The sequence below is a fragment of the Gordonia sp. CPCC 205515 genome, assembly GCF_048537925.1.
In the GTDB taxonomy this organism is placed as follows: Bacteria; Actinomycetota; Actinomycetes; order Mycobacteriales; family Mycobacteriaceae; genus Gordonia.
In genome coordinates this window covers 101878-121473 of sequence record NZ_JBCLVJ010000012.1, presented here as the reverse complement: position 1 = coordinate 121473, position 19596 = coordinate 101878, and the positions used below count along the sequence as shown (strand labels likewise).

The following is a 19596-nucleotide window of genomic DNA, read 5'->3' as shown; positions in this document are numbered from 1 at the left end:
ATCCGCAGAAACTATCAAGAAAATCTAGTGATTTCGTTGTAGATCGCTGTTAGACTTCGGTGCCATGCCAACCCCCGCATCACTTCCCACCGGCTGGATCGATGGCGCCGCCCATAAAGGCGCCGGACCCCAGCACACCGTTCTCAACCCGGCCACCGACGATCCCGTCGCGACGCTGGCGCTCGCCGATGCCGGCGACGTCGACATCGCGGTCGCCTCCGCGCGCGCCGCCCAGCACGACTGGGGCACCGCAACTCCGGCGGAGCGCTCGGAGGTCCTGCACCGCTATGCGGCCGTGCTGCGCGATCACGTCGATGAGCTTGCCGCCGAAGAGGTTTCGCACACCGGACGCAGCATCCGCCTCGCGACCGAGTTCGATCTGCCCGGCAGCATCGACAACGTCGACTTCTTCGCCGGCGTCGCGCGCAACCTCGAGGGCAAGGCCAGTGGCGAATACTCCGGCGACCACACCTCGTCGATCCGACACGAACCGGCCGGCGTGGTCGGATCGATCTCGCCGTGGAACTATCCGCTGCAGATGGCCATCTGGAAGGTCATTCCCGCGCTGGCCGCCGGCTGCTCGATCGTGCTCAAACCGGCCGAACAGACACCGCTGACCACCCTGAGCCTGGCGCGCCTGGCCACCGAGGCCGGCCTGCCCGACGGCGTGTTCAACGTGCTCGTCGGTACCGGCGCCGACGTCGGATCGGCCATCTCCGGACATCCCGGCGTGGACCTGGTGACCTTCACCGGTTCCACCGCGGTGGGGCGCAAGGTGGCCGAGCAGGCCGCCAAGAACGGTACGCGCGTACAGCTCGAGCTGGGCGGCAAGGCGCCGTTCGTGGTGTTCGACGATGCCGACCTCGACGCTGCCATCCACGGCGCCGTGGCCGGCTCCCTGATCAACGCCGGGCAGGACTGCACCGCGGCCACCCGCGCGATCGTCGCCCCGAATCTCTACGACGACTTCGTCGCCGGGGTGGCCGAGGTGATGGCGTCGGTCAAGGTAGGCGATCCCACCGACCTGGCGACCGACATGGGTTCGCTGTCGTCGCATGCCCACCGCGACAAGGTGGCCGGCATGGTCGACCGCGCGGTTGCTGCCGGTGCGCGGCTGGTCACCGGCGGGGTGCGCCCGGACGGTCCGGGCTGCTTCTATCCGCCCACGCTGCTCGCCGACGTGGCCGAGGACGCCGAGATCTACCGCGACGAGGTGTTCGGTCCGGTGCTGGCCGTCAGTAAGTTCACCGACGACGACGATGCGATCCGACGGGCCAACGACACAGTTTACGGGCTGGCCGCCTCCGCGTGGACCCGGGATCTGTACCGGGCGCAGCGCGCGGGCCGCGAGATCAAGGCCGGCTGCGTGTGGATCAACGACCACATCCCGATCATCAGCGAGATGCCGCACGGCGGTGTGAAGGCCTCGGGCTTCGGCAACGACATGTCGACCTACTCCCTCGACGAGTACCTGACCATCAAGCACGTGATGAGTGACATCACCGCGGTTGCGCAGAAACCGTGGCACCGCACGGTATTCAGCGGATAGCGGTGTACCACTGACGGATCGCCGTCGTCGCCAGTGCCCGGGTGAGATCCTCGGTGCGGGCGACGTCGGCGATCACGCGTTTCAGCCCGTCCTCGCCGAGGACGTCGACGAGTTCGGCGCGATACTCCGCGACGGCGAGCCACTCATCGAGCAGCGCTGCGTCGACCTCGAGGTGGAACTGGACACCCACATGCGGGCCGTGTCGGAACGCCTGGTGCGCACAGTCCGCCGACGACGCGAGCAGCGTGGCTCCGGCGGGGATCTCGAACGTGTCGAAATGCCATTGCAGCGCAGGGAAATCCGGCCCGTCCACCGCGGACCACACGGGGTCACGACGGCCGTCGTCGGTGAGCGTGACATCGACGACACCTAGTTCGGGGATCGGCGCGGCCGACACCGTCGCGCCGAGCGCGGTGGCCAGCAGTTGTGACCCGAGGCAGGCTCCCCAGATCGGAACATCCTGTGCAACAGCCCTTTTCAAGAAGGTGATCTCGTCGTCGAGCCACGGGTGGGTGGCGCCGTCGGAGACACCCATCGGGCCGCCCATGACCAGGATCGCCGAGAAGGCCCTCGGGTCGTCGGGGATCTGCTCGCGCCACGCCCGCACCGTGTGGATCGATGCGAGGCCGGCCAGGCCGGAGCCGTAGCTGCCGGGGCCCTCACATTCGGCGTGGCGGAGTTCGAGGATGGGCCGGCTCACCGGTCCGTTGCCCTCGGGACGACGATGACCGGCGCGGTCGTCGAGCGCAGGATGCGGGCTGCGGTGGAACCGAGGAAGACGCGGTCGGCGATGCCGAGATGTCCCGACCCGACAGCGACGATGTCACCGTCATCCCACCGCAGATTGTCGAGTGCATCGTCGAGGGTGTCCCCGTCGGCGACGACCACATCCACATCGAGTTCGGCCTCGACGGCGTTGCGCGTGGCGGTGAGGAGCTCTTCGGCGACGGTGACCTCGTGCTGCCGCGCTGACCGGCTGGTCTCGTCGTCGAACGGTGAATCCAGTGAGACCAGGGACAGGAGTCGTAGGTCGAGTCCGCCGCGTTCGGCGAACTGCACCGCGAAGGGCAGCGGATTGCTCCGACCCGGTTTCGTCGAGACTGCAACGGTGACCGAATCCAGATGTAGCCCAGCGCGTTCGGCGTATCCCCGGGGTGCCAGTGCCACCGGGAGTGGTGCCGAGTGCAGCAGTTGGGTGCTGACCGTGCCGAGGCTGTGCCGGCGGAACAGGCCGTCGGTGCTGCCGCCGACGACGATCATCGCCGCTCCGGATCGCTGCGCCTCGGCGATCAGTCCGTCGGCGAACGAATCGTGGAGCGTGACGATGGTGCGTTTCTCGATGCCGTCGGGGATGCGGGCGGCTCCGTCGGCAAGCCACTGCAGCGCTTGGTTTTCCAGGCGCTGCTGATACTCGGCGAGGCCGGGGTGGCCGTCGTAGGTGACGGGGTGGATCACGCAGATCAGGTCGATGGACGCCCCGGTCACCTGCGCGATGGCGACCGCGAGGGCAACGCCGTCGTCGCCGGAACCGGTGGCGAGGTAACCGACTGCGAGGCGTGGGGCAGGGGTTCCGGTGGCGTCAGTAGACATCGGGCACCTTGACCTCGGTGTTGGCGTCGAGTGTCTTGCCCTGGAAGAAGTCGCTGCGGTGCGCGTAGCACGCGAGCATCAGCGGAATCCCGAGCACGAGCATGCCGACGCCGAGGATGAACACGCCGCCGATGCCACCGACCGACGTCGAGCCGTAGTCGGGGTTGATCATGTCGACGGCGCTCTTGATGAACGCCCAGGCCATCGCGATACCCCCGAGGAGCGGGAACAGTCCGCGCATGAAGAAGTTACGGGGAGTCGTGAACAGGCTGCGACGGAAGTACCAGACACAGGAGAACGCGGTGATGCCGTAGTAGAACGCGACCGCCAGTCCGAGCGAGGCGATGGAGTCGCCCAGGGTGTTCTGACTCAGGAATGACAGCACCAGGTAGAACACCAGCGCGGACGCGCCCATCACCGCGGTGCCGAACGCCGGGGTCATGTAGCGGGGATGGATCGCGGCGAAACGGTCGGGCAGCGCCTTGTAGACCGCCATCGACAGGCTGCCGCGGGCCGTCGGCAGGATCGTCGACTGGGTGGAGGAGAGCGCCGAGATGCTCACCGTCAGGAGCAGCGCCGACGACATCACCGCGCCCGCGACGGGTTCACCCAGGATGGTGAGCACGTCGTCGGTGTTCTCCGGGTTGTTCAGTCCGATGCCGGTGTCGCCGAAGCCGGCGAACGACTCGACCGCGTAGGCGACGAGTACGTAGGTGGCGACCAGGATCAGGCAGGTGATGACCGCGGCCCGGCCCGGAGTCTTCGCGGGATCCTTGGTCTCCTCGCCGATCGCCAGACATGCGTCCCAGCCCCAGTAGATGAAGATGCACAGGATGACCGCCGCCGCGATCTCCGACTGGGTCAGCCCGCCCGGCCACAGCCAACTCCACTGCGGGGTGATCGCCTGTGGGCCCGCGGTACCCAGACCGACCTTGGTCAACGCGATGACGCTGGCGATGATGAGGATGGCGAACTGCACGAACATCAGCACGGCCTGGATGCGCTCGCTGATCACGATGCCGCGGATGCTGATCCAGGTCATGACGGCGATGAACAGGCAGCCCAGCGTCACCTTGATCCACAGGGTGTCGGCCAATTCGTCCTGGCCGAGGAATTTCAGCAAGTAGACGGCGGCGATCTCGGAGACGTTGGCCAGCACGATGATCGCCGACACCGCGAGTCCCCACCCGCCGATCCACCCGATCCAGGGACCGAATGCCTTGGTGCCCCAGGTGAATGTGGTGCCGCAGTCGGGGGTGTCCTCGGACAGTTCCCGGTAGGCGAAGGCCACCAGCAGCATCGGGATGAAGGCGAGGACGAACATCGCCGGCGCCTTGAAATGGACTGCGGCGACGACGTAGCCGAGGGTTGCGGCGAGACTGTACGCGGGTGCGACCGCCGACAGGCCGATGACCACGTTGCCGACCAGGCCGATCGATCCGACCCGGAGGCCCTTGCCGTCCGCGTGGATCTCGGCGGGCACGGTTTCTGACATCTGTTCTCTCCCATTAGCGATCTTTAGTGGAAACAGACTACGGTTTCCGTCGCTGATCCGCGTACGGAGTGCGAATATTGGTGCTGGAGTTAGCTGTGCGTAACGAATTCGGTCACGCTGCCGCCGGCGCAAGCCTGTGGATAGATTTTCGGAGCCGGTCTCGCCGCGGATAATAATCACTGCTGTGACCAAGGGGGAGAACTATCATGACATCCATGACGACCGACGCGCTCCGGCTGCCGAGCGGCCCGCTGACCGTGGCGGATCTGGAATCGACGCCCGATGACGGACGTCGGTACGAGCTGCTCGACGGCGTACTCATCGTGAGTCCCGCGCCGCGCTTCCGGCATCAGGAGATGGCCGCGAATCTGTTCAGTGTGTTGCGCGCTCAGGCGCTTGCCGATGCGAGTTGTTCGGAGCTCGTGGTGCTTTTCGCTCCGTTTGACGTGACCCTCGCCGACGACACGGTGATGCAACCGGACCTTCTCGTGGCTCCAAGGAGCGCATTCACCGAGAAGGCACTCCCGACGGCGCCGCTGCTCGCGGTCGAAGTCCTGTCGCCGTCGACGCGCGGTGTGGATCTGCTGCTCAAGCGGGAGCGGCTCGAGCGTGCGGGCTGTGCCCACTACTGGGTGGTCGATCCGGACGAGCCGTCGATCATCGCCTGGTCACTCGTCGACGGCACCTACACGGAGGTGGCCCGCGCAACGGGCGCGGAGCGGTTCTCGGTCACCGAACCACTCGCCGTCGAGTTCGTCCCGGACACACTGCGCGGCAGAACGGCGAAGCCCCGCCCCATCATCGGTGCGGGCCTTCGAGGGGGCTGCAGAGAGGGTCTGTTCGATCCGGCGGCCCTTCGAGACGCTCGCTCGCCTAGCGGCTCGCGGGCTCCTCAGGGACCGGAGGCGGTGCTAACGGGAGAACATCAGGGCGCGCTTGACTTCCTGGATCGCCTGCGTCACCTGGATACCACGCGGGCAGGCGTCGGTGCAGTTGAACGTGGTGCGGCAGCGCCACACACCGTCGACGTCGTTGAGGATGTCGAGACGCTCGACGGCGGCCTCGTCGCGACTGTCGAAGATGAAGCGATGCGCGTTGACGATCGCGGCCGGGCCGAAGTAGCTGCCCTCGTTCCAGAACACCGGGCAGCTCGTCGTGCAGCAGGCACACAGGATGCACTTGGTGGTGTCGTCGAAGCGGGCGCGGTCGTGCTGGCTCTGGATGCGCTCACGCGTCGGCTCGTTGCCCGAGGTGATCAGGAACGGCTTGATCGCACGGTAGGCGTCGAAGAACGGCTCCATGTTGACCACGAGATCCTTCTCCACCGGCAGACCCTTGATGGGCTCGATGGTGATGGTGATCTCTTTGCTCTTGTCCTTCGGCAGCAAGTCCTTCATCAGGAGCTTGCAGGCCAGCCGGTTGACGCCGTTGATCCGCATCGCATCCGACCCGCACACGCCGTGGGCGCAGCTGCGACGGAAGGTGAGGGTGCCATCGAGGTAGCCCTTCACGTACAGCAGCAGGTTGAGCAAGCGGTCGGTCGGCAGTGCCGGCACGCGGAAGCTCTCGAAGCCCTGTGCGTCCGGGTTCTCCGGATTGAACCGGAAGATCTTCAAGGTCACCATGGTGGCCTCGTCTGGTACCGCGGGGAGTGGCGGCTCGTCTGCCGATGCGGCCGGATTTTCCATGACTGCAGTCATCAGTACTTACGCTCCATCGGCTCGTAGCGGGTCTGAACGACCGGCTTGTAATCCAACTCGATGTCGGAGAGCAGCCCGTCGCCCTTCTTGTAGGCCATGGTGTGGCGCATGAAGTTGACGTCGTCGCGGTTCGGGTAGTCCTCGCGGGCGTGTCCGCCGCGCGATTCCTTCCGGTTCAGCGCGCCGACGACGGTCACCTCGGCGAGTTCGAGCAGGAAGCCCAGCTCGATGGCCTCGAGGAGGTCGGAGTTGAAGCGCTTGCCCTTGTCGTGCACGCGCACCCCGGCGTAACGCTCCTTCAGGGCGTGGACGTCGGTCAGCGCCTGCTTGAGGGTCTCCTCGGTGCGGAACACCGACGCGTTGTCGTCCATCGTCTGCTGCAGCTTCGTGCGGATGTCGGCGACCCGCTCGTGGCCGTGCTCGGAGAGCATGGACTCGACCCACTCGTCGACCATCTTCGTGGGCTCTTCCGGCAGATCGACGAACGTGGACTCGTTCGCGTACTCGGCGGCAGCGATGCCGGCGCGACGGCCGAAGACATTGATGTCGAGCAGCGAGTTGGTGCCGAGGCGGTTGGCGCCGTGCACCGAGACGCACGCGCATTCGCCGGCCGCGTAGAGGCCGTGCACCACGTCGGTGTTGTTGCGCAGTACCTGGCCGTTGATGTTGGTCGGGATACCGCCCATCACGTAGTGGCAGGTCGGATACACCGGCACGTACTCGGTGACCGGGTCGACGCCGAGGTAGGTGCGGGCGAACTCGGTGATGTCGGGGAGCTTCTCGTTGAGCACGTCCTCGCCGAGGTGGGTCACGTCGATATAGACGTAGTCCTTGTTCGGTCCGGCGCCGCGTCCCTCGAGAACCTCGAGCACCATCGACCGGGCGACGATGTCACGCGGCGCGAGGTCCTTGATGGTGGGGGCGTAGCGCTCCATGAAGCGCTCGCCGTCGGCGTTGCGCAGGATGCCGCCCTCACCGCGAACCGCCTCGGAGATGAGGATGCCCAGGCCGGCCAGGCCGGTCGGATGGAACTGGTGAAACTCCATGTCCTCCAAGGGAAGTCCCTTGCGGAAGACGACGCCCATGCCGTCGCCGGTCAGCGTGTGGGCATTCGACGTGGTCTTGTACATGCGTCCCGAACCGCCGGTCGCGAAGACGATCGACTTGGCGTGGAACACGTGGATCTCGCCGGTGGCGAGTTCGTAGGCGACGACGCCGGTGGCGACGGGCTCGCCGTCCTCGTTCTCCGACAGGCAGATGTCGAGGGCGTAGAACTCGTTGAAGAACTCGACGTCGTGCTTGACGCAGTTCTGATAGAGCGTCTGCAGGATCATGTGGCCGGTGCGGTCGGCGGCGTAGCAGGCGCGCCGGACCGGGGACTTGCCGTGATCGCGGGTGTGTCCGCCGAAGCGGCGCTGATCGATCTTGCCCTCGGGCGTCCGGTTGAACGGCAGCCCCATCTTCTCCAGGTCGAGGACGGCGTCGATGGCCTCCTTGGCCATGATCTCCACGGCGTCCTGGTCGGCGATGTAGTCACCACCCTTGACGGTGTCGAAGGTGTGCCACTCCCAGTTGTCCTCTTCGACGTTGGCCAGGGCGGCGCACATGCCGCCCTGCGCCGCGCCGGTGTGGCTGCGGGTGGGGTAGAGCTTGGTCAGCACGGCGGTGCGGGCGCGCGGCGCGGATTCGATGGCTGCGCGCATCCCGGCGCCGCCGGCGCCCACGATGACAACGTCGTAACGATGTTCCTGCATCTTCTTCGTCTATCTCCTCTAGCCGACGCTGTTGGTGTCGAATGTCAGAAGCGCATAGGTACCCAGGACGAGGACCAGGATCATCGAGATCCCGAGCAGCACGTTGAGCCAGAAGCGGGTGGAGTCCTTGCGCGAGTAGTCGGCGATCACCGTGCGGACGCCGTTGCCGCCGTGCAGCTGGGCCAGCCACAGCATGGTGAGATCCCAGACCTGCCAGAAGGGTTCACGCCAGCGCGCGGCGACGAACGAGGCGTCGATACGGTGCACGCCGTCGTCCCAGGCGAGCATGATGAACATGTGCCCGATGGTCAGGATGATCAGGGCAAGGCCGGAGAAGCGCATGAACAGCCAGGCGTACTTCTCGAAGTTGCCGCCCTTGCGCATCCGCGGCGCCCGCGGGTTGTCCAGGCTGGCCGGCCGGTCGTGCTGAGTGCCCAGGGTCTTGGCGACACCCGGTGTGGCTTGCGATGCAGTCATCAGGTGCCTCCTACAACGAGTGGGTGATCAGGATCTGCAGCAGGCGGATGGCCGCCGCGCCGAAGACGATGACGAACAGCGTCAGGATCGTCCACAGCATCTGACGCTGGTACTTCGGACCCTTCGACCAGAAGTCCACCAGGATGATGCGGACACCGTTGAGTGCGTGATAGAGCACGCAGGCGACGAGGCCGATCTCCATCAGGCCGATGATCGGGGTCTTATAGGTCTCGATGACCTCGGAGTACTTGTTCGGGTCGATGCGGATCACCGCGGTGTCCAGCACGTGCACGAACAGGAAGAAGAAGATACTGACACCGGTGATGCGGTGCAGCACCCACGACCACATGCCGGGGTCGCCGCGGTATAGGGAGCGCTTGCGCACCGGCTCTGGTGCTACCTCAGTAGGGGAGCTCATAGGAAAATTGGCCTCCAACAACGTCGATGGAACTGCCGAGTCGGCATTATGAGGCTCGGCCGTGGACCCATGGAAGAGACTTTAAACCTATGCTGAGTCCGGTAGTAAATTGCCCGAACCGATTTGGGCCGCAATTGATCTCGACTTAGGTTTGCCTTACCAACATTTCGAATGGTAAGGGAGGTCACAAGTTGCACGCCCGTAGGAGAATGCGAGGACCCCGGTTGACCGTCGATTTGGACTGGAATCTGTTGCGGGACAAGGCGAAATCGATGATTGATCGGGCGTATGCACCGTATTCCCGGTTTCCGGTCGGCGCCGCGGGCCTCACCGACGATGACCGGATTGTCCTCGGGTGCAATGTGGAAAATGTCTCATACGGCCTGGGTATCTGCGCGGAAGTCGCATTGATCGCGCATTTCGCCGGAACTGGCGGAAATTCCCTTCGTGCGATATCGGTCTGTGACTCTCGCGGCGAGATCCTGATGCCCTGCGGCCGTTGCCGTCAGGTGTTGCTCGAGCACGGCGGCGGGGATCTGTTGGTCGACCACCGGGACGGCCCGATGCGGCTGGCCGAGTTGCTGCCCGAGGCCTTCGGTCCCGACGATCTGGCGAGCGGGTCGGTCCGGTGAGCGATCCCGGGTCCGGGAGCGATCTCGATGCCGTCATCGACACCATCTCGGTGATCGCCACCAAACGCGATGGCGGGGAATTGTCCGACGCGCAGATCGACTGGGTCATCGAGCGGTATACCGCCGAATCCGGGGATGTGGTCGCCGACGAGCAGATGTCGGCGTTGCTGATGGCCATCTTCCTGCGCGGGATGACGCGGCGCGAGACCACGCGCTGGACGCAGGCGATGATCGACAGCGGCCGCCGGATGGACTTCTCCGGGCTGCGTCGCGCCGGTCGGCCGCTGGTCACCGTCGACAAGCACTCCACGGGCGGGGTGGGCGACAAGATCACGCTGCCGCTCGCGCCGCTCGTGGCGTCCTTCGGGGTCGCGGTGCCGCAGTTGTCGGGTCGTGGTCTCGGTCACACCGGCGGCACGCTGGACAAGCTCGAGTCGATTCCGGGGTGGCGGGCCGACGTGTCGTCCGAGGAGATGGTCGACCAACTCGAGCGCGTCGGCGCGGTGGTCTGCGCCGCGGGCGGCGATCTGGCGCCGGCCGATCGTCGGCTCTATGCCCTGCGGGATGTCACCGCGACCGTGGAATCCATTCCGCTGGTGGCGAGTTCGATCATGAGCAAGAAGATCGCGGAGGGTACCGGCGCGTTGGTGCTCGACGTGAAGGTGGGCGCGGGCGCGTTCCTCAAGACCCTGCCCGAGGCGCGTGAGCTGGCCGAGACGATGGTGGCGCTGGGTACCGCGGCCGGGGTGCGGACGCGGGCGGTGCTCACCGCGATGGACACGCCGCTGGGCCACACGGCGGGCAACGCACTCGAGGTCACCGAGTCGCTGGAGGTCCTCGCCGGTGGTGGTCCGGCCGATGTCGTCGAACTGACCGTGGTGCTGGCACGCGAGATGCTCGACGCCGCGGGCCTGCCCGACGCCGATCCGGCGCGGCACCTGGCCGACGGCACCGCCATGGACACCTGGCGGGCGATGATCGCCGCGCAGGGCGGCGACCCGGATGCGCCGCTGCCGCAGGCGCGGCACACCGACACCGTCGCCGCCGAGGAGTCCGGGGTCCTCACCGGGCTCGATGCCATGGCAGTCGGGGTTGCGGCGTGGCGGCTGGGCGCCGGTCGGGCGATGCCCGGGCAGTCGGTGCAGGCCGAGGCCGGGGTGCGGATGCACGCCAAACCCGGAGATCGGGTGCGGACTGGTGATCCCCTGTTCACGCTGTACACCCAGACCCCGGAACGGTTCGCGGCGGCGCGTGCCGCGTTGGCGTCGGCGGTGTCGGTGGGCCAGACGCCGCGCGCTGCCGCGCCGTTGATCATCGATCGGGTTACCGTCGAGCCATGACGGATGGATCCCTCACAGCCGCGGGCCCGGCCGGGCGGCCGCTCGATCTCCCCAACATCTCCCTGGCACCCAAGGTGCTGCTGCACGATCATCTCGACGGCGGGCTGCGGCCGGCCACCGTCCTCGACCTCGCTCGGGAGGTCGGCTACACCGATCTGCCTGCCGACGACGCGGAGTCGCTGGCCCGGTGGTTCCGGGAGGCCGCCGACAGCGGGTCCCTCGAGCGCTACCTGGAGACCTTCGCGCACACCGTCGCGGTGATGCAGACGCCGTCCGCGCTGGCGCGGGTCGCGCGGGAATGCGTGGAGGACCTCGCCGCCGACGGTGTGATCTACGCCGAGGTGCGGTATGCGCCCGAGCAGCATCTGGAAGCGGGCCTGACCCTCGACGAGGTCGTCGAAGCGGTGCTGGCCGGGTTCGCCGAGGGGGAGAAGGCAGCCGCCGCCGAAGGTCGGCCGATCATCGTGCGATGCCTGGTCACCGCGATGCGGCATGCGGCGCGCGCCCGGGAGATCGCCGAACTGGCGGTGCGTTACCGCGACGAGGGGGTCGCCGGTTTCGACATCGCCGGAGCTGAGGCGGGCAACCCGCCGACGCGGCATCTCGACGCGTTCGAGTTCATGCGGGCCAACAACGCGCACTTCACGATTCACGCCGGCGAGGCGTTCGGGCTGCCGTCGATCCACGAGGCGATCGCGTTCTGCGGCACCGACCGGCTCGGCCACGGTGTTCGGGTCATCGACGACATCAGGTTGCCCGACGGTGTAGACCTGGCGGCTGAGTCGTTCGACGACGCCGAGCTGGGTCCGATCGCGAACATCGTGCGCGACAAGCGAATTCCACTGGAACTGTGCCCCAGTTCCAACGTGCAGACCGGTGCGGTGGCCTCGATCGCCGAGCATCCGTTCAATGTGCTTGCCCGACTGCGGTTCCGCGTCACGGTCAACACCGACAACCGGTTGATGAGCGACACCACGATGAGCAAGGAGTTCCTCCGCCTCGCCGAACAATTCGGCTACGGCTGGGCACACTTCGAACGCTTCTCCATCAACGCGATGAAGTCGTCGTTCATCCACTTCGACGAGCGGCTCCGGCTGATCGACGATGTGATCAAGCCGGGGTACGCGGTGCTGTTGGGCTGAGGTGATCGCGGGCGGGCTCAGCCCTTCTTGACCAGGCGGCCCTCGAAGTCGTGTACGAGCGCGCGCCACGCCTCGGACTCGTTGTCGAACGGTGCGCTCGGCGCCATCCGCTTGGGATCCGGGTTGATCGTGTAGTCCACGAACCAGCCGAGCGGAGTGCTCGAACCGAGTGCCTCGTTCACCGAGTCGTCGTCGGCATAATCGGCTGCGTCGGTGAGCAGTTCGACAGCGAGGTCGAGTTGATCGCGATCCATGCGTCGGGGGCCGTCGGCGATGTCCTCGGTGAGGCCGGGCAGCACGTAGACGTTCTCGTCGAGGACGTCGAACTCCAGCGAGCCGTCGTTGGCGCCGGCGCGGACGTCGTCGAAGGTCGACAGATGCGCGAGGTCGTGGTTGTTGTCGTCGGCGAGGAACCGGCCGAGCGACCGCCCGGAGGTGAACACGTAGATCTTGCCCTTGGACCCGAGGAAGACCGGGTCGTCGCCGAGATAGCAACGCAGGGAGAGGTATTCGCCGTCGGCGGTGACGATCCGGATCGGGTCGATGCCGACGTTGCCCCAGAAGTCGTCCTCGTCGATCTCGTCGTCGAGGTCCTCGTCGTCGGAGTCGTCGTCGGTGCCGTCCTCATCGGTGTCGTCGTCGATGGCCGCGGCGGCGCCTCCGGCGGCAGCGGCACCCTCGACGATTTCGAGGTCGTCGTCGGCCGGTTCGTCCTCGTCCTCGGCCGAGGCGGCGGCCTCGAGCTCGGCTTCGGCGGTGGCGACCGCAGCGCCGTCGACGTCGGGGGTGGTGATGACGTCGTCGATGGCGTCGAGGACGTCATCCCAGTGCTTGGCGATGAGCCGGCCGATGCGCACCCACAGGTCCACTCCGTCGCGGCCGGTGAAGTTGCGCGTGCCGGTGGTCACCGCGCCGAGGATCGGGTTGCCGTTGAAGAACTTGGTGATGACCGTGAGTTCACAGACCTCACCGAGAATCCGCACGATCTCCAGGGCGTCCTCTAGTTCGGCGATGACCTCGGGGGTCGGGTCCTCGGCGGCGAGTTCCGGGACACCGACGAGGTCGTAGGTGTGGCGGTCGTCGGGGACCAATTCGTCGGCCTGCACACCGACGACGGTCGGCCACGCCGGGTGCTCGTCGAGATCGTTGGCGGCGTTCTGCCGGATGAACGCGGTGAGTTCGGCGACACCGGGGAATCCGTAGAGGTCCTCGTCGAGCCCGAGGAACGCCTCCCACTCGTCGTCACCCTCACGCCACCGGGGTGCCCAGAGGGTGAAGGTGTTTCCGTCGGTGAGTCCGAGTTCGATGGGGACGATGTCTCCGGCCATGAGGACACAGCGTAGCGATGCGGCCTGTGAAAGTGGGTAGCGCCCCCGTGAACTCGAGGTGGTGATCGCGGTGCTCATCGTGGGCGGAAGAATCCCTGGAAACCCTGACCGGCGTTCGCGGTGCGCAGCGGGGACACCTGCACCGGATCGCCGGCCTCTACGAGCTGGTTGTTCCCGACGTACATCGCGACGTGACCGTCCCAAACAGCCAGATCGCCCGGCCGCAACTGCGCCTGGCTCACCGGCACGCCCGCGGTGTCCTGATCCTGGGCGAGGCGGGGAAGCTCGACACCGGCCTGGTGGTAGGCCCACTGGGTGAGGCCGCTGCAGTCGAAGCCGTTCGGCGTGGTGCCGCCCCACACATAGGGCACCCCGCGCTGACTCAGCGCCGCGCGCACGGCTGTCGCGGCTCGTTTGTCCGGGGCGTACGCGGTGGAGCCGTCGGGCAGGGTGATGGCGACGCCGCCGCCCGCCGCGACCGACGACGGATGGACCTGCGCGGGCGCCTCGGTCCGGGCCAGACTCATCATCCGGGTCGTGTCGGATTTCAACTCCGCCTGGGTACGGGCCACGATCTGCACCCCACGACCGACGTGGTCGGCGGCGATCGGCAGGATCCGGATCAACCCCTCGGGAGTGAACAATGCGGGTCCCATCGCGGTGGCCGCGGAGCTGAACGAGTCGATGAGACCGTTGAGCTGATCGGCGGCGACCTTCACCTTCGCGCCGGCCGATTCGATCAGTCCGGCGATCGCGGTGGTGTCGTCGGTGGCGTGCGCGGCGTGGGCGTCGGTGCGCTGCGCTGCGGTGACGGCGTTCTCGGCGCCGGAGCCGCGCCACTGAGTCGCGACCTGCCGGGTTGCGGCGGCCGAGGACGCCCGGGTCTGTTCGAGTTGCGGTGCCGACGTCCGCAACCGGTCGGCGGGGTTGTCCGGCGGCAGCACTCCGGTCCCGAGTGCGCTGATCAGGATGCGCAGCGGGGCGATCAGGATTTCGATGGTCAGCATCAGAGTCGCAACTCCTGGTCGCCGCGGGTCGACCCGATCACCGCACCCGCGCCGGCGTCACCGGTGCGGTAGGTGGTTGCGGCGTCCCGGGTATGGGTGGCCTGGTCATTGTGCCGGGCGGCGAGCGCGTCGAGGGTGCGTGCGTGGGCGTCGAGCACGTAGGTGGTGGCGGCGAGGAATTCGGCGCCGATCACACCGAAGGTGCCGGCGAGTGCACCGACCTCACCGCGGTGCGTGCGGGCGTGATCGCCGACCACGGCGGCCGCGGTGCGCTCGGCGCGGACATAGCTGTCCAGGGCGTGGGGTGCGACGGTTACCTGACTCATGGAAATAGGACGCGCCACACTCGCGTCCGGTTCCCTTTACAGTTCCAGCCATGCAGGTAACGATCGTCGATCATCCGTTGGCGGCGGCGCGCTTGACCACGCTGCGCGACAAGACCACCGACAACGCCCGATTTCGGGCGGCGCTGTCGGGCCTCACCCAGATGCTGGTCTACGAGGCACTGGCGACCGCGCCCGTCAAGACGGTGCCGATTGAGACGCCGTTGACGTCCTGCACGGGATCGAAGCTCGCGGCGCCCCCGCTGCTGGTGCCGGTCCTGCGGGCCGGACTCGGCATGGTCGAGCAGGCGCATGCGATGGTGCCGGAGGCGCTCGTCGGGTTCGTCGGCATCGCCCGCGACGAGGCGACCGCCAAGCCTGTGCCGTATCTCGCGTCGCTGCCCGACGACCTCGCCGATCAGCCGGTGTTCGTGCTCGATCCGATGCTCGCGACCGGCGGATCGATGCTGCACACCATCGACCTGCTGGTCGAACGGCACGCCACCGACATCACCGCCGTCTGCGTCGTCGCGGCTCCGGACGGGGTGGCCGCACTCGAGGCCTCCGGGCACCCGGTGCGGTTGGTGGTCGCCGCGGTCGACGAGGGCCTCAACGACGTCGCCTACATCGTGCCCGGGCTCGGCGACGCCGGGGATCGTCAGTTCGGTCCGCGGTGAGTTTCGTCGCCCCGTTTCACACCGTGTCGGGGGCTGCGACCGCCGACCAGCGTCCACCGGCGCGACGCACGACGACGTCGTGGTCGAAACACGTGCTGATCGTCGCCGAGGTGAGCGCGTCGTCGACCAGTCCGGCCGACACGATGACACCGTCGCGCAACAGCATCGCGTGACTGGTGCTCATCGGTAGATCCTCCAGATGGTGGGTGACCAGCACACTCGCGAGTTCGGGTACCTCCGAACGTAATTGGTCGATGCCGGTGAGCAGTTTCTCGCGGGCGGCGAGGTCGAGGCCGGTCGCCGGTTCGTCGAGCAGCAGCAGCGCGGGCTGCGGCATGAGTGCGCGGGCGATCAGTGTGCGGCCACGTTCGCCCTGACTCATCACCGGCCACACCGAATCGCGGCGCGCCGACATGCCGAGCAGTTCGAGCAGGTCGTCGGCATGCCGGTGTTCGGCGTCGGTGTAGGTGTGGCGCCGGTCGAGTTCGGGGGTGTTCGTCAGACCGGTCAGCACCACCTCGTGTGCGGTGAGCGGGACGTCGATGCGCCAGCGCGGATCGACATGGCCGATGTGCGTGCGCAATTCGCGCATGTCCACGCGGCCGAGACGTTTGCCGAGGACGTCGACGGTGCCGGTGGTCGGGTGGCCGCGCGCACCGAGGATGGTCATCAGGGTCGACTTGCCCGCCCCGTTGGGACCGAGCAGCGCCCAGTGTTCGCCGGGCACCACGCGCAGGTGCACATCGCGCAGCAGGTGCCGGCCGCTGCGGACGACGTCGATGGACGCGGCGTCGAGCACCGTGTCCCCGTGTGAAGCGGGGCTCACAGCTGCGCCACGATGGTCGCGAGCAGTTCGCCCATGCGGGCCGCCGAGGAACGGCCCACCTCCAGCACCTCGGTGTGGCTGAGCGGTTCGCCGGTGATTCCGGCCGCGAGATTGGTGACCAGCGACATGCCGAGCACGTTGAGCCCGGCGGCGCGCGCCGCGATCGTCTCGTGCACAGTCGACATGCCGACCAGATCCGCACCGAGAGCGCGCAGCATCCGGATCTCCGCCGGCGTCTCGTAGTGGGGTCCCGGCAGGCCGGCGTAAACCCCTTCGGCCAGAGATGGATCCGCGCTGCGAGCGATCTCCCGCAATCGGGGTGAATAGGCGTCGACGAGGTCGACGAACTGCGCGCCGACCATCGGGGAGCGGGCGGTGAGGTTCAGATGGTCGGAGATCAGCACGGGCTGACCGACCGACATGTCCGCGCGCAGACCCCCGGCCGCGTTGGTGAGCACAATCGTGTGCGCGCCGGCCGCCGCGGCGGTGCGCACGGGGTGCACGACACGGGCGAGTGGATGACCCTCATAGGCGTGAATCCGGCCGAGGAGGATCAGCACGCGGCGATCCCCGATGTGCACCGACAGCACGGTGCCGCCATGGCCGGCCGCCTTCGGCGCGGTGAAGCCGGGGACGTCGGCCATCGGCAGGCTCGCGATCGGCGTGCCGAACGCGGCCGCCGCCGGAGCCCAGCCCGATCCCAGGATCACCGCCACATCGTGCGCGGAGCAGTCGGTTTCGGTGGCGATCGTCGCAGCGGCCGCGACCGCCGCGGCATCCGGGTCGATGGTGGGATCCATGCGGTCACTCTAATGACGGTCGGCGCAGGCGATAAGGTCGCACCATGCCATTTCTGAGTTCCGCGGGCGATGTCAACGAGCTGTACCTCGGCTCCGAGGGTGTCGAACTCGACGAGGCCAACCCGGACAACCGATTCCGGCTGGAGTGGCTCGCAGCCGTCGGGAACCTGCTCGACGATGTCGCGGCCGAACCGTCGAAGCCGCTGGTCATCACCGCGACCGGTAAGTTCTTCTCCAACGGTCTGGACACCGATTACATCGCCGCCAATGCGAGCGGTCTGCCCCGCTACCTCGACCGGGTACACGAACTGTATGTGAAGGTGCTGACACTGCCGGTGCCCACCGCGGTTGCCATCAACGGGCATGCGTTCGGTGCCGGCGCGATGCTGGCACTGTGCACCGACGTCCGGGTGATGCGCAGCGATCGCGGATTCTGGTCGCTGCCGGAGGCCGCGCTGGGCATGCCGTTCACGCGAGGTATGGCATCGCTGCTGCGCACCCGTCTCTCCGACCCGACGGCGACCACGGCGATGCTCACCAGCCACCGTTACGGCGGTGCGGAGGCAGCGGCCGCCGGCATCGTCTCCGAGGCCGTCGATGCCGACCAATTGCGTTCGCGTGCAGCCGAATTGCTCGCCGAACGGGCACCGCTGGCGGGGCCGAATCTGGGTGCCATCAAACGCGGTCTGCGACAGCCGCTGATCGCCGACCTGGAAACCGAGACCCCCGCGAGTCTGCTGTGAGCGACACGATCGGTTCCTGGTGGGCCGCCCACGGCCAGGACGTGGTGCGGTGGCGGCGACACATCCACGCGAATCCGGAACTGTCGCGGCAAGAGGTCAACACCACCGAGCTGGTGATGGCCGAACTCACCGCATTCGGGCTGGCCCCTCGTCGGCTGCCGCTGGGCACCGGCGTGGTGTGTGATCTCGGCCCCGACGACGGACCGCGGATTGCGTTGCGCGCCGATATGGATGCGTTGCCGATCACCGAGTACACCGGGCTGTCGTTCAGCTCCACCGTCGAAGGTGTGTCGCATTCGTGTGGGCACGACGCGCACACTGCCATCCTGATGGGCACCGCCGGGTTGCTCGCATCGCTGGACACGCTGCCGGTCGGGGTACGGCTGGTCTTCCAGCCGGCCGAGGAGGTCATGCCCGGCGGGGCGCTCGACGCCGTCGCCGCCGGCGTCACCACCGGTGTCAGCCGCATCTTTGCGCTGCACTGCGATCCGCGGCTGCCCGTCGGCTCGGTGGGGTTGCGTGCCGGCGCGCTGACCTCGGCCGCTGATCACATCGACCTGCAGTTGCACTCAGCGGGCGGGCACACGTCGCGTCCGCACCTGACCTCGGATCTGGTGTACGCGATGGGCATGGTGATCACCGGGTTGCCGGGGATCCTGTCCCGGCGGGTCGATCCGCGTTCCGGCACGATCATGGTGTGGGGTGCGGCGCATGCGGGCAACGCACCCAACGCGATTCCGCAGGAGGGACGCCTGCGGGGCACCGTCCGCACGGGCGATCACGCGATGTGGTCGGAACTCGAACCCATGGTGCGCAGCGTCGTCGGTGAACTGCTGGCGCCGCTCGGGGTGCGCTACGACCTGTCGTACTTCCGGGGTGTACCGCCGGTGGTCAACGAGGAGACCGCGGTCGAGATGATGCGGGCATCTGTTGCGGCGATCGGGCCGAACGCCGAAGCCGATACCCCGCAGTCACCCGGTGGCGAGGATTTCTCGTGGTATCTCGAGCATGTGCCGGGCGCGATGGGCCGCCTCGGCGTGTGGGACGGCATGGGTCCACAACTGGATCTGCATCAACCGAACTTCGACCTCGACGAACGTGCCCTCGAGGTGGGTGTGCGCACCCTGGCCGGCATCGTGCTGGGCGCCGGCGCCTAGGAGACACTCGGCCCTGGGTTCAGGCCTCGCCGCCGTCGGGTCCCGGCCCGACGTTGCGCGACTCCCGCAACCGCAGGTCCTGGACGTATTCGGCGGGCGCTCCGGCGATCTCGGCGGCCTCGGCCATCACGCCGAGGTAGCGGGCCGACGGCAGACCGCCCTCGTAGGCGTCGAGCACATAGAGCCACGCGAGGACCGGACCGTCGGCGGTCTCGACCCGCGCCCGGATCTTGACATGGATGCCGAGCTCGGACCCCTCCCACCGGTCGAGGTTGGCCTCGTCCTCGGAGGTGACGTCGTAGAGCACGATGAAGACCCGCGCCGACGGGTCGTCGCGGTCCTCGGTGACCGTCGCCAGTGATCCTTCCCACCCGATGTCGCCGCCGCCGAAGGTGAGACGCCAGCCGTGTAACCACCCGGTCCCGGCCATCGGCGAGTGCGGTGCACGCTCGGCCATCTGCTCGGGATGCATGTTCGAACCGTAGGCGGCGTAGATGGGCATTAAGCCTCGGACCTGCACTTTCTCGACTGCGGGGCGGTCGGATTCGTGGTGAGGCCGACCGGGGTGGTTTCAGTTCCCGATTGATCGTATTACGCGTGGGTCCCGAATACGTCAGGGAGATCCGGTGCACCGCGAT

The 19596-nt window shown here is 67.4% G+C and carries 20 protein-coding genes and 1 pseudogene; 8 read left to right on the top strand and 13 right to left on the bottom strand.

Annotation, left to right across the window (positions count from 1 at the left end):
- The first annotated feature begins 64 nt into the window (after window positions 1-64).
- Window positions 65-1549 (top strand): gamma-aminobutyraldehyde dehydrogenase, encoded by a 1485-nt coding sequence (locus AAFP30_RS19900; RefSeq protein ID WP_419231733.1) that lies wholly within the window; start codon window positions 65-67, stop codon window positions 1547-1549.
- On the opposite strand, the gene AAFP30_RS19895 is transcribed toward AAFP30_RS19900, so the two are convergent.
- From AAFP30_RS19895 to AAFP30_RS19885, 3 genes are read right to left on the bottom strand one after another with little or no spacing between them, the layout of a single operon-like run.
- Window positions 1539-2249, bottom strand: coding sequence for a type 1 glutamine amidotransferase (locus AAFP30_RS19895; RefSeq protein ID WP_419231732.1), 711 nt, complete (start codon window positions 2247-2249; stop codon window positions 1539-1541). The genes AAFP30_RS19900 and AAFP30_RS19895 overlap by 11 nt on opposite strands.
- Window positions 2246-3139, bottom strand: coding sequence for a universal stress protein (locus tag AAFP30_RS19890; RefSeq protein WP_419231731.1), 894 nt, complete (start codon window positions 3137-3139; stop codon window positions 2246-2248). Before AAFP30_RS19890 ends, AAFP30_RS19895 begins: the two co-directional genes overlap by 4 nt.
- A complete protein-coding gene (locus AAFP30_RS19885) occupies window positions 3129-4634 on the bottom strand; it encodes an APC family permease (protein WP_419231730.1) in 1506 nt (501 codons plus the stop codon). The genes AAFP30_RS19890 and AAFP30_RS19885 overlap by 11 nt, the downstream gene beginning before the upstream one ends.
- 206 nt (window positions 4635-4840) lie before the next feature.
- On the opposite strand from AAFP30_RS19885, the pseudogene AAFP30_RS19880 reads away from it, so the two are divergent.
- A pseudogene (locus AAFP30_RS19880) lies at window positions 4841-5404 on the top strand (Uma2 family endonuclease); the annotation flags it as partial.
- 141 nt (window positions 5405-5545) lie between these two features.
- Here AAFP30_RS19880 and AAFP30_RS19875 read toward each other — a convergent pair.
- Genes AAFP30_RS19875 through sdhC form a run of 4 tightly spaced genes read right to left on the bottom strand, consistent with a single transcriptional unit; the run spans window position 5546 to window position 8983 of the window.
- Complete coding sequence (locus AAFP30_RS19875; protein WP_419231729.1) at window positions 5546-6334, bottom strand: succinate dehydrogenase iron-sulfur subunit; 789 nt, start codon at window positions 6332-6334, stop codon at window positions 5546-5548.
- Entirely contained in the window at window positions 6334-8088 is a 1755-nt protein-coding gene (gene sdhA / locus AAFP30_RS19870) for a succinate dehydrogenase flavoprotein subunit (protein ID WP_419231728.1), read from the bottom strand. Before sdhA ends, AAFP30_RS19875 begins: the two co-directional genes overlap by 1 nt.
- Before the next feature lie 18 nt (window positions 8089-8106).
- Window positions 8107-8565, bottom strand: a complete 459-nt coding sequence (locus AAFP30_RS19865) for a succinate dehydrogenase hydrophobic membrane anchor subunit (protein ID WP_419231727.1) — start codon at window positions 8563-8565, stop codon at window positions 8107-8109.
- 10 nt (window positions 8566-8575) lie between these two features.
- Complete coding sequence (gene sdhC, locus AAFP30_RS19860; protein ID WP_419231726.1) at window positions 8576-8983, bottom strand: succinate dehydrogenase, cytochrome b556 subunit; 408 nt, start codon at window positions 8981-8983, stop codon at window positions 8576-8578.
- A gap of 224 nt (window positions 8984-9207) precedes the next feature.
- Here sdhC and AAFP30_RS19855 point away from each other — a divergent pair, with 224 nt between their 5' ends.
- The 3 genes from AAFP30_RS19855 to AAFP30_RS19845 are packed head-to-tail and all read left to right on the top strand — an operon-like array spanning window position 9208 to window position 12097.
- Complete coding sequence (locus AAFP30_RS19855; protein ID WP_419231725.1) at window positions 9208-9615, top strand: cytidine deaminase; 408 nt, start codon at window positions 9208-9210, stop codon at window positions 9613-9615.
- Window positions 9612-10955, top strand: coding sequence for a thymidine phosphorylase (locus tag AAFP30_RS19850; protein WP_419231724.1), 1344 nt, complete (start codon window positions 9612-9614; stop codon window positions 10953-10955). The genes AAFP30_RS19855 and AAFP30_RS19850 overlap by 4 nt, the downstream gene beginning before the upstream one ends.
- On the top strand, window positions 10952-12097 hold the full coding sequence (locus AAFP30_RS19845; protein ID WP_419231723.1) for an adenosine deaminase: 1146 nt from the start codon (window positions 10952-10954) through the stop codon (window positions 12095-12097). Before AAFP30_RS19850 ends, AAFP30_RS19845 begins: the two co-directional genes overlap by 4 nt.
- Before the next feature lie 17 nt (window positions 12098-12114).
- Here the strand turns inward: AAFP30_RS19845 and AAFP30_RS19840 are convergent, their stop codons facing one another.
- The 3 genes from AAFP30_RS19840 to AAFP30_RS19830 all read right to left on the bottom strand — a co-directional run bounded on the left by AAFP30_RS19840 (window position 12115) and on the right by AAFP30_RS19830 (window position 14758).
- On the bottom strand, window positions 12115-13425 hold the full coding sequence (locus AAFP30_RS19840; protein ID WP_419231722.1) for a primosomal protein: 1311 nt from the start codon (window positions 13423-13425) through the stop codon (window positions 12115-12117).
- A gap of 74 nt (window positions 13426-13499) precedes the next feature.
- Window positions 13500-14432: a C40 family peptidase gene (locus tag AAFP30_RS19835; protein WP_419231721.1), complete on the bottom strand. Its 933-nt coding sequence runs from the start codon at window positions 14430-14432 to the stop codon at window positions 13500-13502.
- Window positions 14432-14758 (bottom strand): type VII secretion target, encoded by a 327-nt coding sequence (locus AAFP30_RS19830; RefSeq protein ID WP_419231720.1) that lies wholly within the window; start codon window positions 14756-14758, stop codon window positions 14432-14434. Before AAFP30_RS19830 ends, AAFP30_RS19835 begins: the two co-directional genes overlap by 1 nt.
- Before the next feature lie 50 nt (window positions 14759-14808).
- On the opposite strand from AAFP30_RS19830, the gene upp reads away from it, so the two are divergent.
- The gene (gene upp, locus AAFP30_RS19825; protein ID WP_419231719.1) at window positions 14809-15432 is read left to right on the top strand and encodes a uracil phosphoribosyltransferase; all 624 of its coding nucleotides are present in this window, start codon (window positions 14809-14811) and stop codon (window positions 15430-15432) included.
- Between the two features lie 16 nt (window positions 15433-15448).
- Here upp and AAFP30_RS19820 read toward each other — a convergent pair whose 3' ends face one another.
- A complete protein-coding gene (locus AAFP30_RS19820; RefSeq protein WP_419231718.1) occupies window positions 15449-16258 on the bottom strand; it encodes an ABC transporter ATP-binding protein in 810 nt (269 codons plus the stop codon).
- On the bottom strand, window positions 16255-17058 hold the full coding sequence (locus AAFP30_RS19815; RefSeq protein WP_419231716.1) for a purine-nucleoside phosphorylase: 804 nt from the start codon (window positions 17056-17058) through the stop codon (window positions 16255-16257). Before AAFP30_RS19815 ends, AAFP30_RS19820 begins: the two co-directional genes overlap by 4 nt.
- Before the next feature lie 44 nt (window positions 17059-17102).
- Between AAFP30_RS19815 and AAFP30_RS19810 the strand changes: the two genes are divergently transcribed.
- Window positions 17103-17801 (top strand): enoyl-CoA hydratase/isomerase family protein, encoded by a 699-nt coding sequence (locus tag AAFP30_RS19810; protein ID WP_419231715.1) that lies wholly within the window; start codon window positions 17103-17105, stop codon window positions 17799-17801.
- Window positions 17798-18958 carry an amidohydrolase gene (locus AAFP30_RS19805; RefSeq protein WP_419231714.1) on the top strand — a complete coding sequence of 387 codons (1161 nt, stop codon included), beginning with the start codon at window positions 17798-17800 and terminating at the stop codon, window positions 18956-18958. The genes AAFP30_RS19810 and AAFP30_RS19805 overlap by 4 nt, the downstream gene beginning before the upstream one ends.
- A gap of 19 nt (window positions 18959-18977) precedes the next feature.
- On the opposite strand, the gene AAFP30_RS19800 is transcribed toward AAFP30_RS19805, so the two are convergent.
- A complete protein-coding gene (locus AAFP30_RS19800) occupies window positions 18978-19460 on the bottom strand; it encodes a gamma-glutamylcyclotransferase (RefSeq protein ID WP_419231713.1) in 483 nt (160 codons plus the stop codon).
- Between the last annotated feature and the right edge of the window lie 136 nt (window positions 19461-19596).

Coding starts and splice junctions, on each gene's coding strand:
- AAFP30_RS19845 (WP_419231723.1), top strand. CDS start 10,952: ATGACGGATGGATCCCTCACAGCCGCGGGCCCGGCCGGGCGGCCGCTC.
- AAFP30_RS19835 (WP_419231721.1), bottom strand. CDS start 14,432: ATGCTGACCATCGAAATCCTGATCGCCCCGCTGCGCATCCTGATCAGC.
- AAFP30_RS19815 (WP_419231716.1), bottom strand. CDS start 17,058: ATGGATCCCACCATCGACCCGGATGCCGCGGCGGTCGCGGCCGCTGCG.
- AAFP30_RS19840 (WP_419231722.1), bottom strand. CDS start 13,425: ATGGCCGGAGACATCGTCCCCATCGAACTCGGACTCACCGACGGAAAC.
- AAFP30_RS19865 (WP_419231727.1), bottom strand. CDS start 8,565: ATGACTGCATCGCAAGCCACACCGGGTGTCGCCAAGACCCTGGGCACT.
- AAFP30_RS19900 (WP_419231733.1), top strand. CDS start 65: ATGCCAACCCCCGCATCACTTCCCACCGGCTGGATCGATGGCGCCGCC.
- AAFP30_RS19875 (WP_419231729.1), bottom strand. CDS start 6,334: ATGACTGCAGTCATGGAAAATCCGGCCGCATCGGCAGACGAGCCGCCA.
- AAFP30_RS19830 (WP_419231720.1), bottom strand. CDS start 14,758: ATGAGTCAGGTAACCGTCGCACCCCACGCCCTGGACAGCTATGTCCGC.
- sdhC (WP_419231726.1), bottom strand. CDS start 8,983: ATGAGCTCCCCTACTGAGGTAGCACCAGAGCCGGTGCGCAAGCGCTCC.
- AAFP30_RS19810 (WP_419231715.1), top strand. CDS start 17,103: ATGCCATTTCTGAGTTCCGCGGGCGATGTCAACGAGCTGTACCTCGGC.
- AAFP30_RS19885 (WP_419231730.1), bottom strand. CDS start 4,634: ATGTCAGAAACCGTGCCCGCCGAGATCCACGCGGACGGCAAGGGCCTC.
- sdhA (WP_419231728.1), bottom strand. CDS start 8,088: ATGCAGGAACATCGTTACGACGTTGTCATCGTGGGCGCCGGCGGCGCC.
- AAFP30_RS19890 (WP_419231731.1), bottom strand. CDS start 3,139: ATGTCTACTGACGCCACCGGAACCCCTGCCCCACGCCTCGCAGTCGGT.
- upp (WP_419231719.1), top strand. CDS start 14,809: ATGCAGGTAACGATCGTCGATCATCCGTTGGCGGCGGCGCGCTTGACC.
- AAFP30_RS19800 (WP_419231713.1), bottom strand. CDS start 19,460: ATGCCCATCTACGCCGCCTACGGTTCGAACATGCATCCCGAGCAGATG.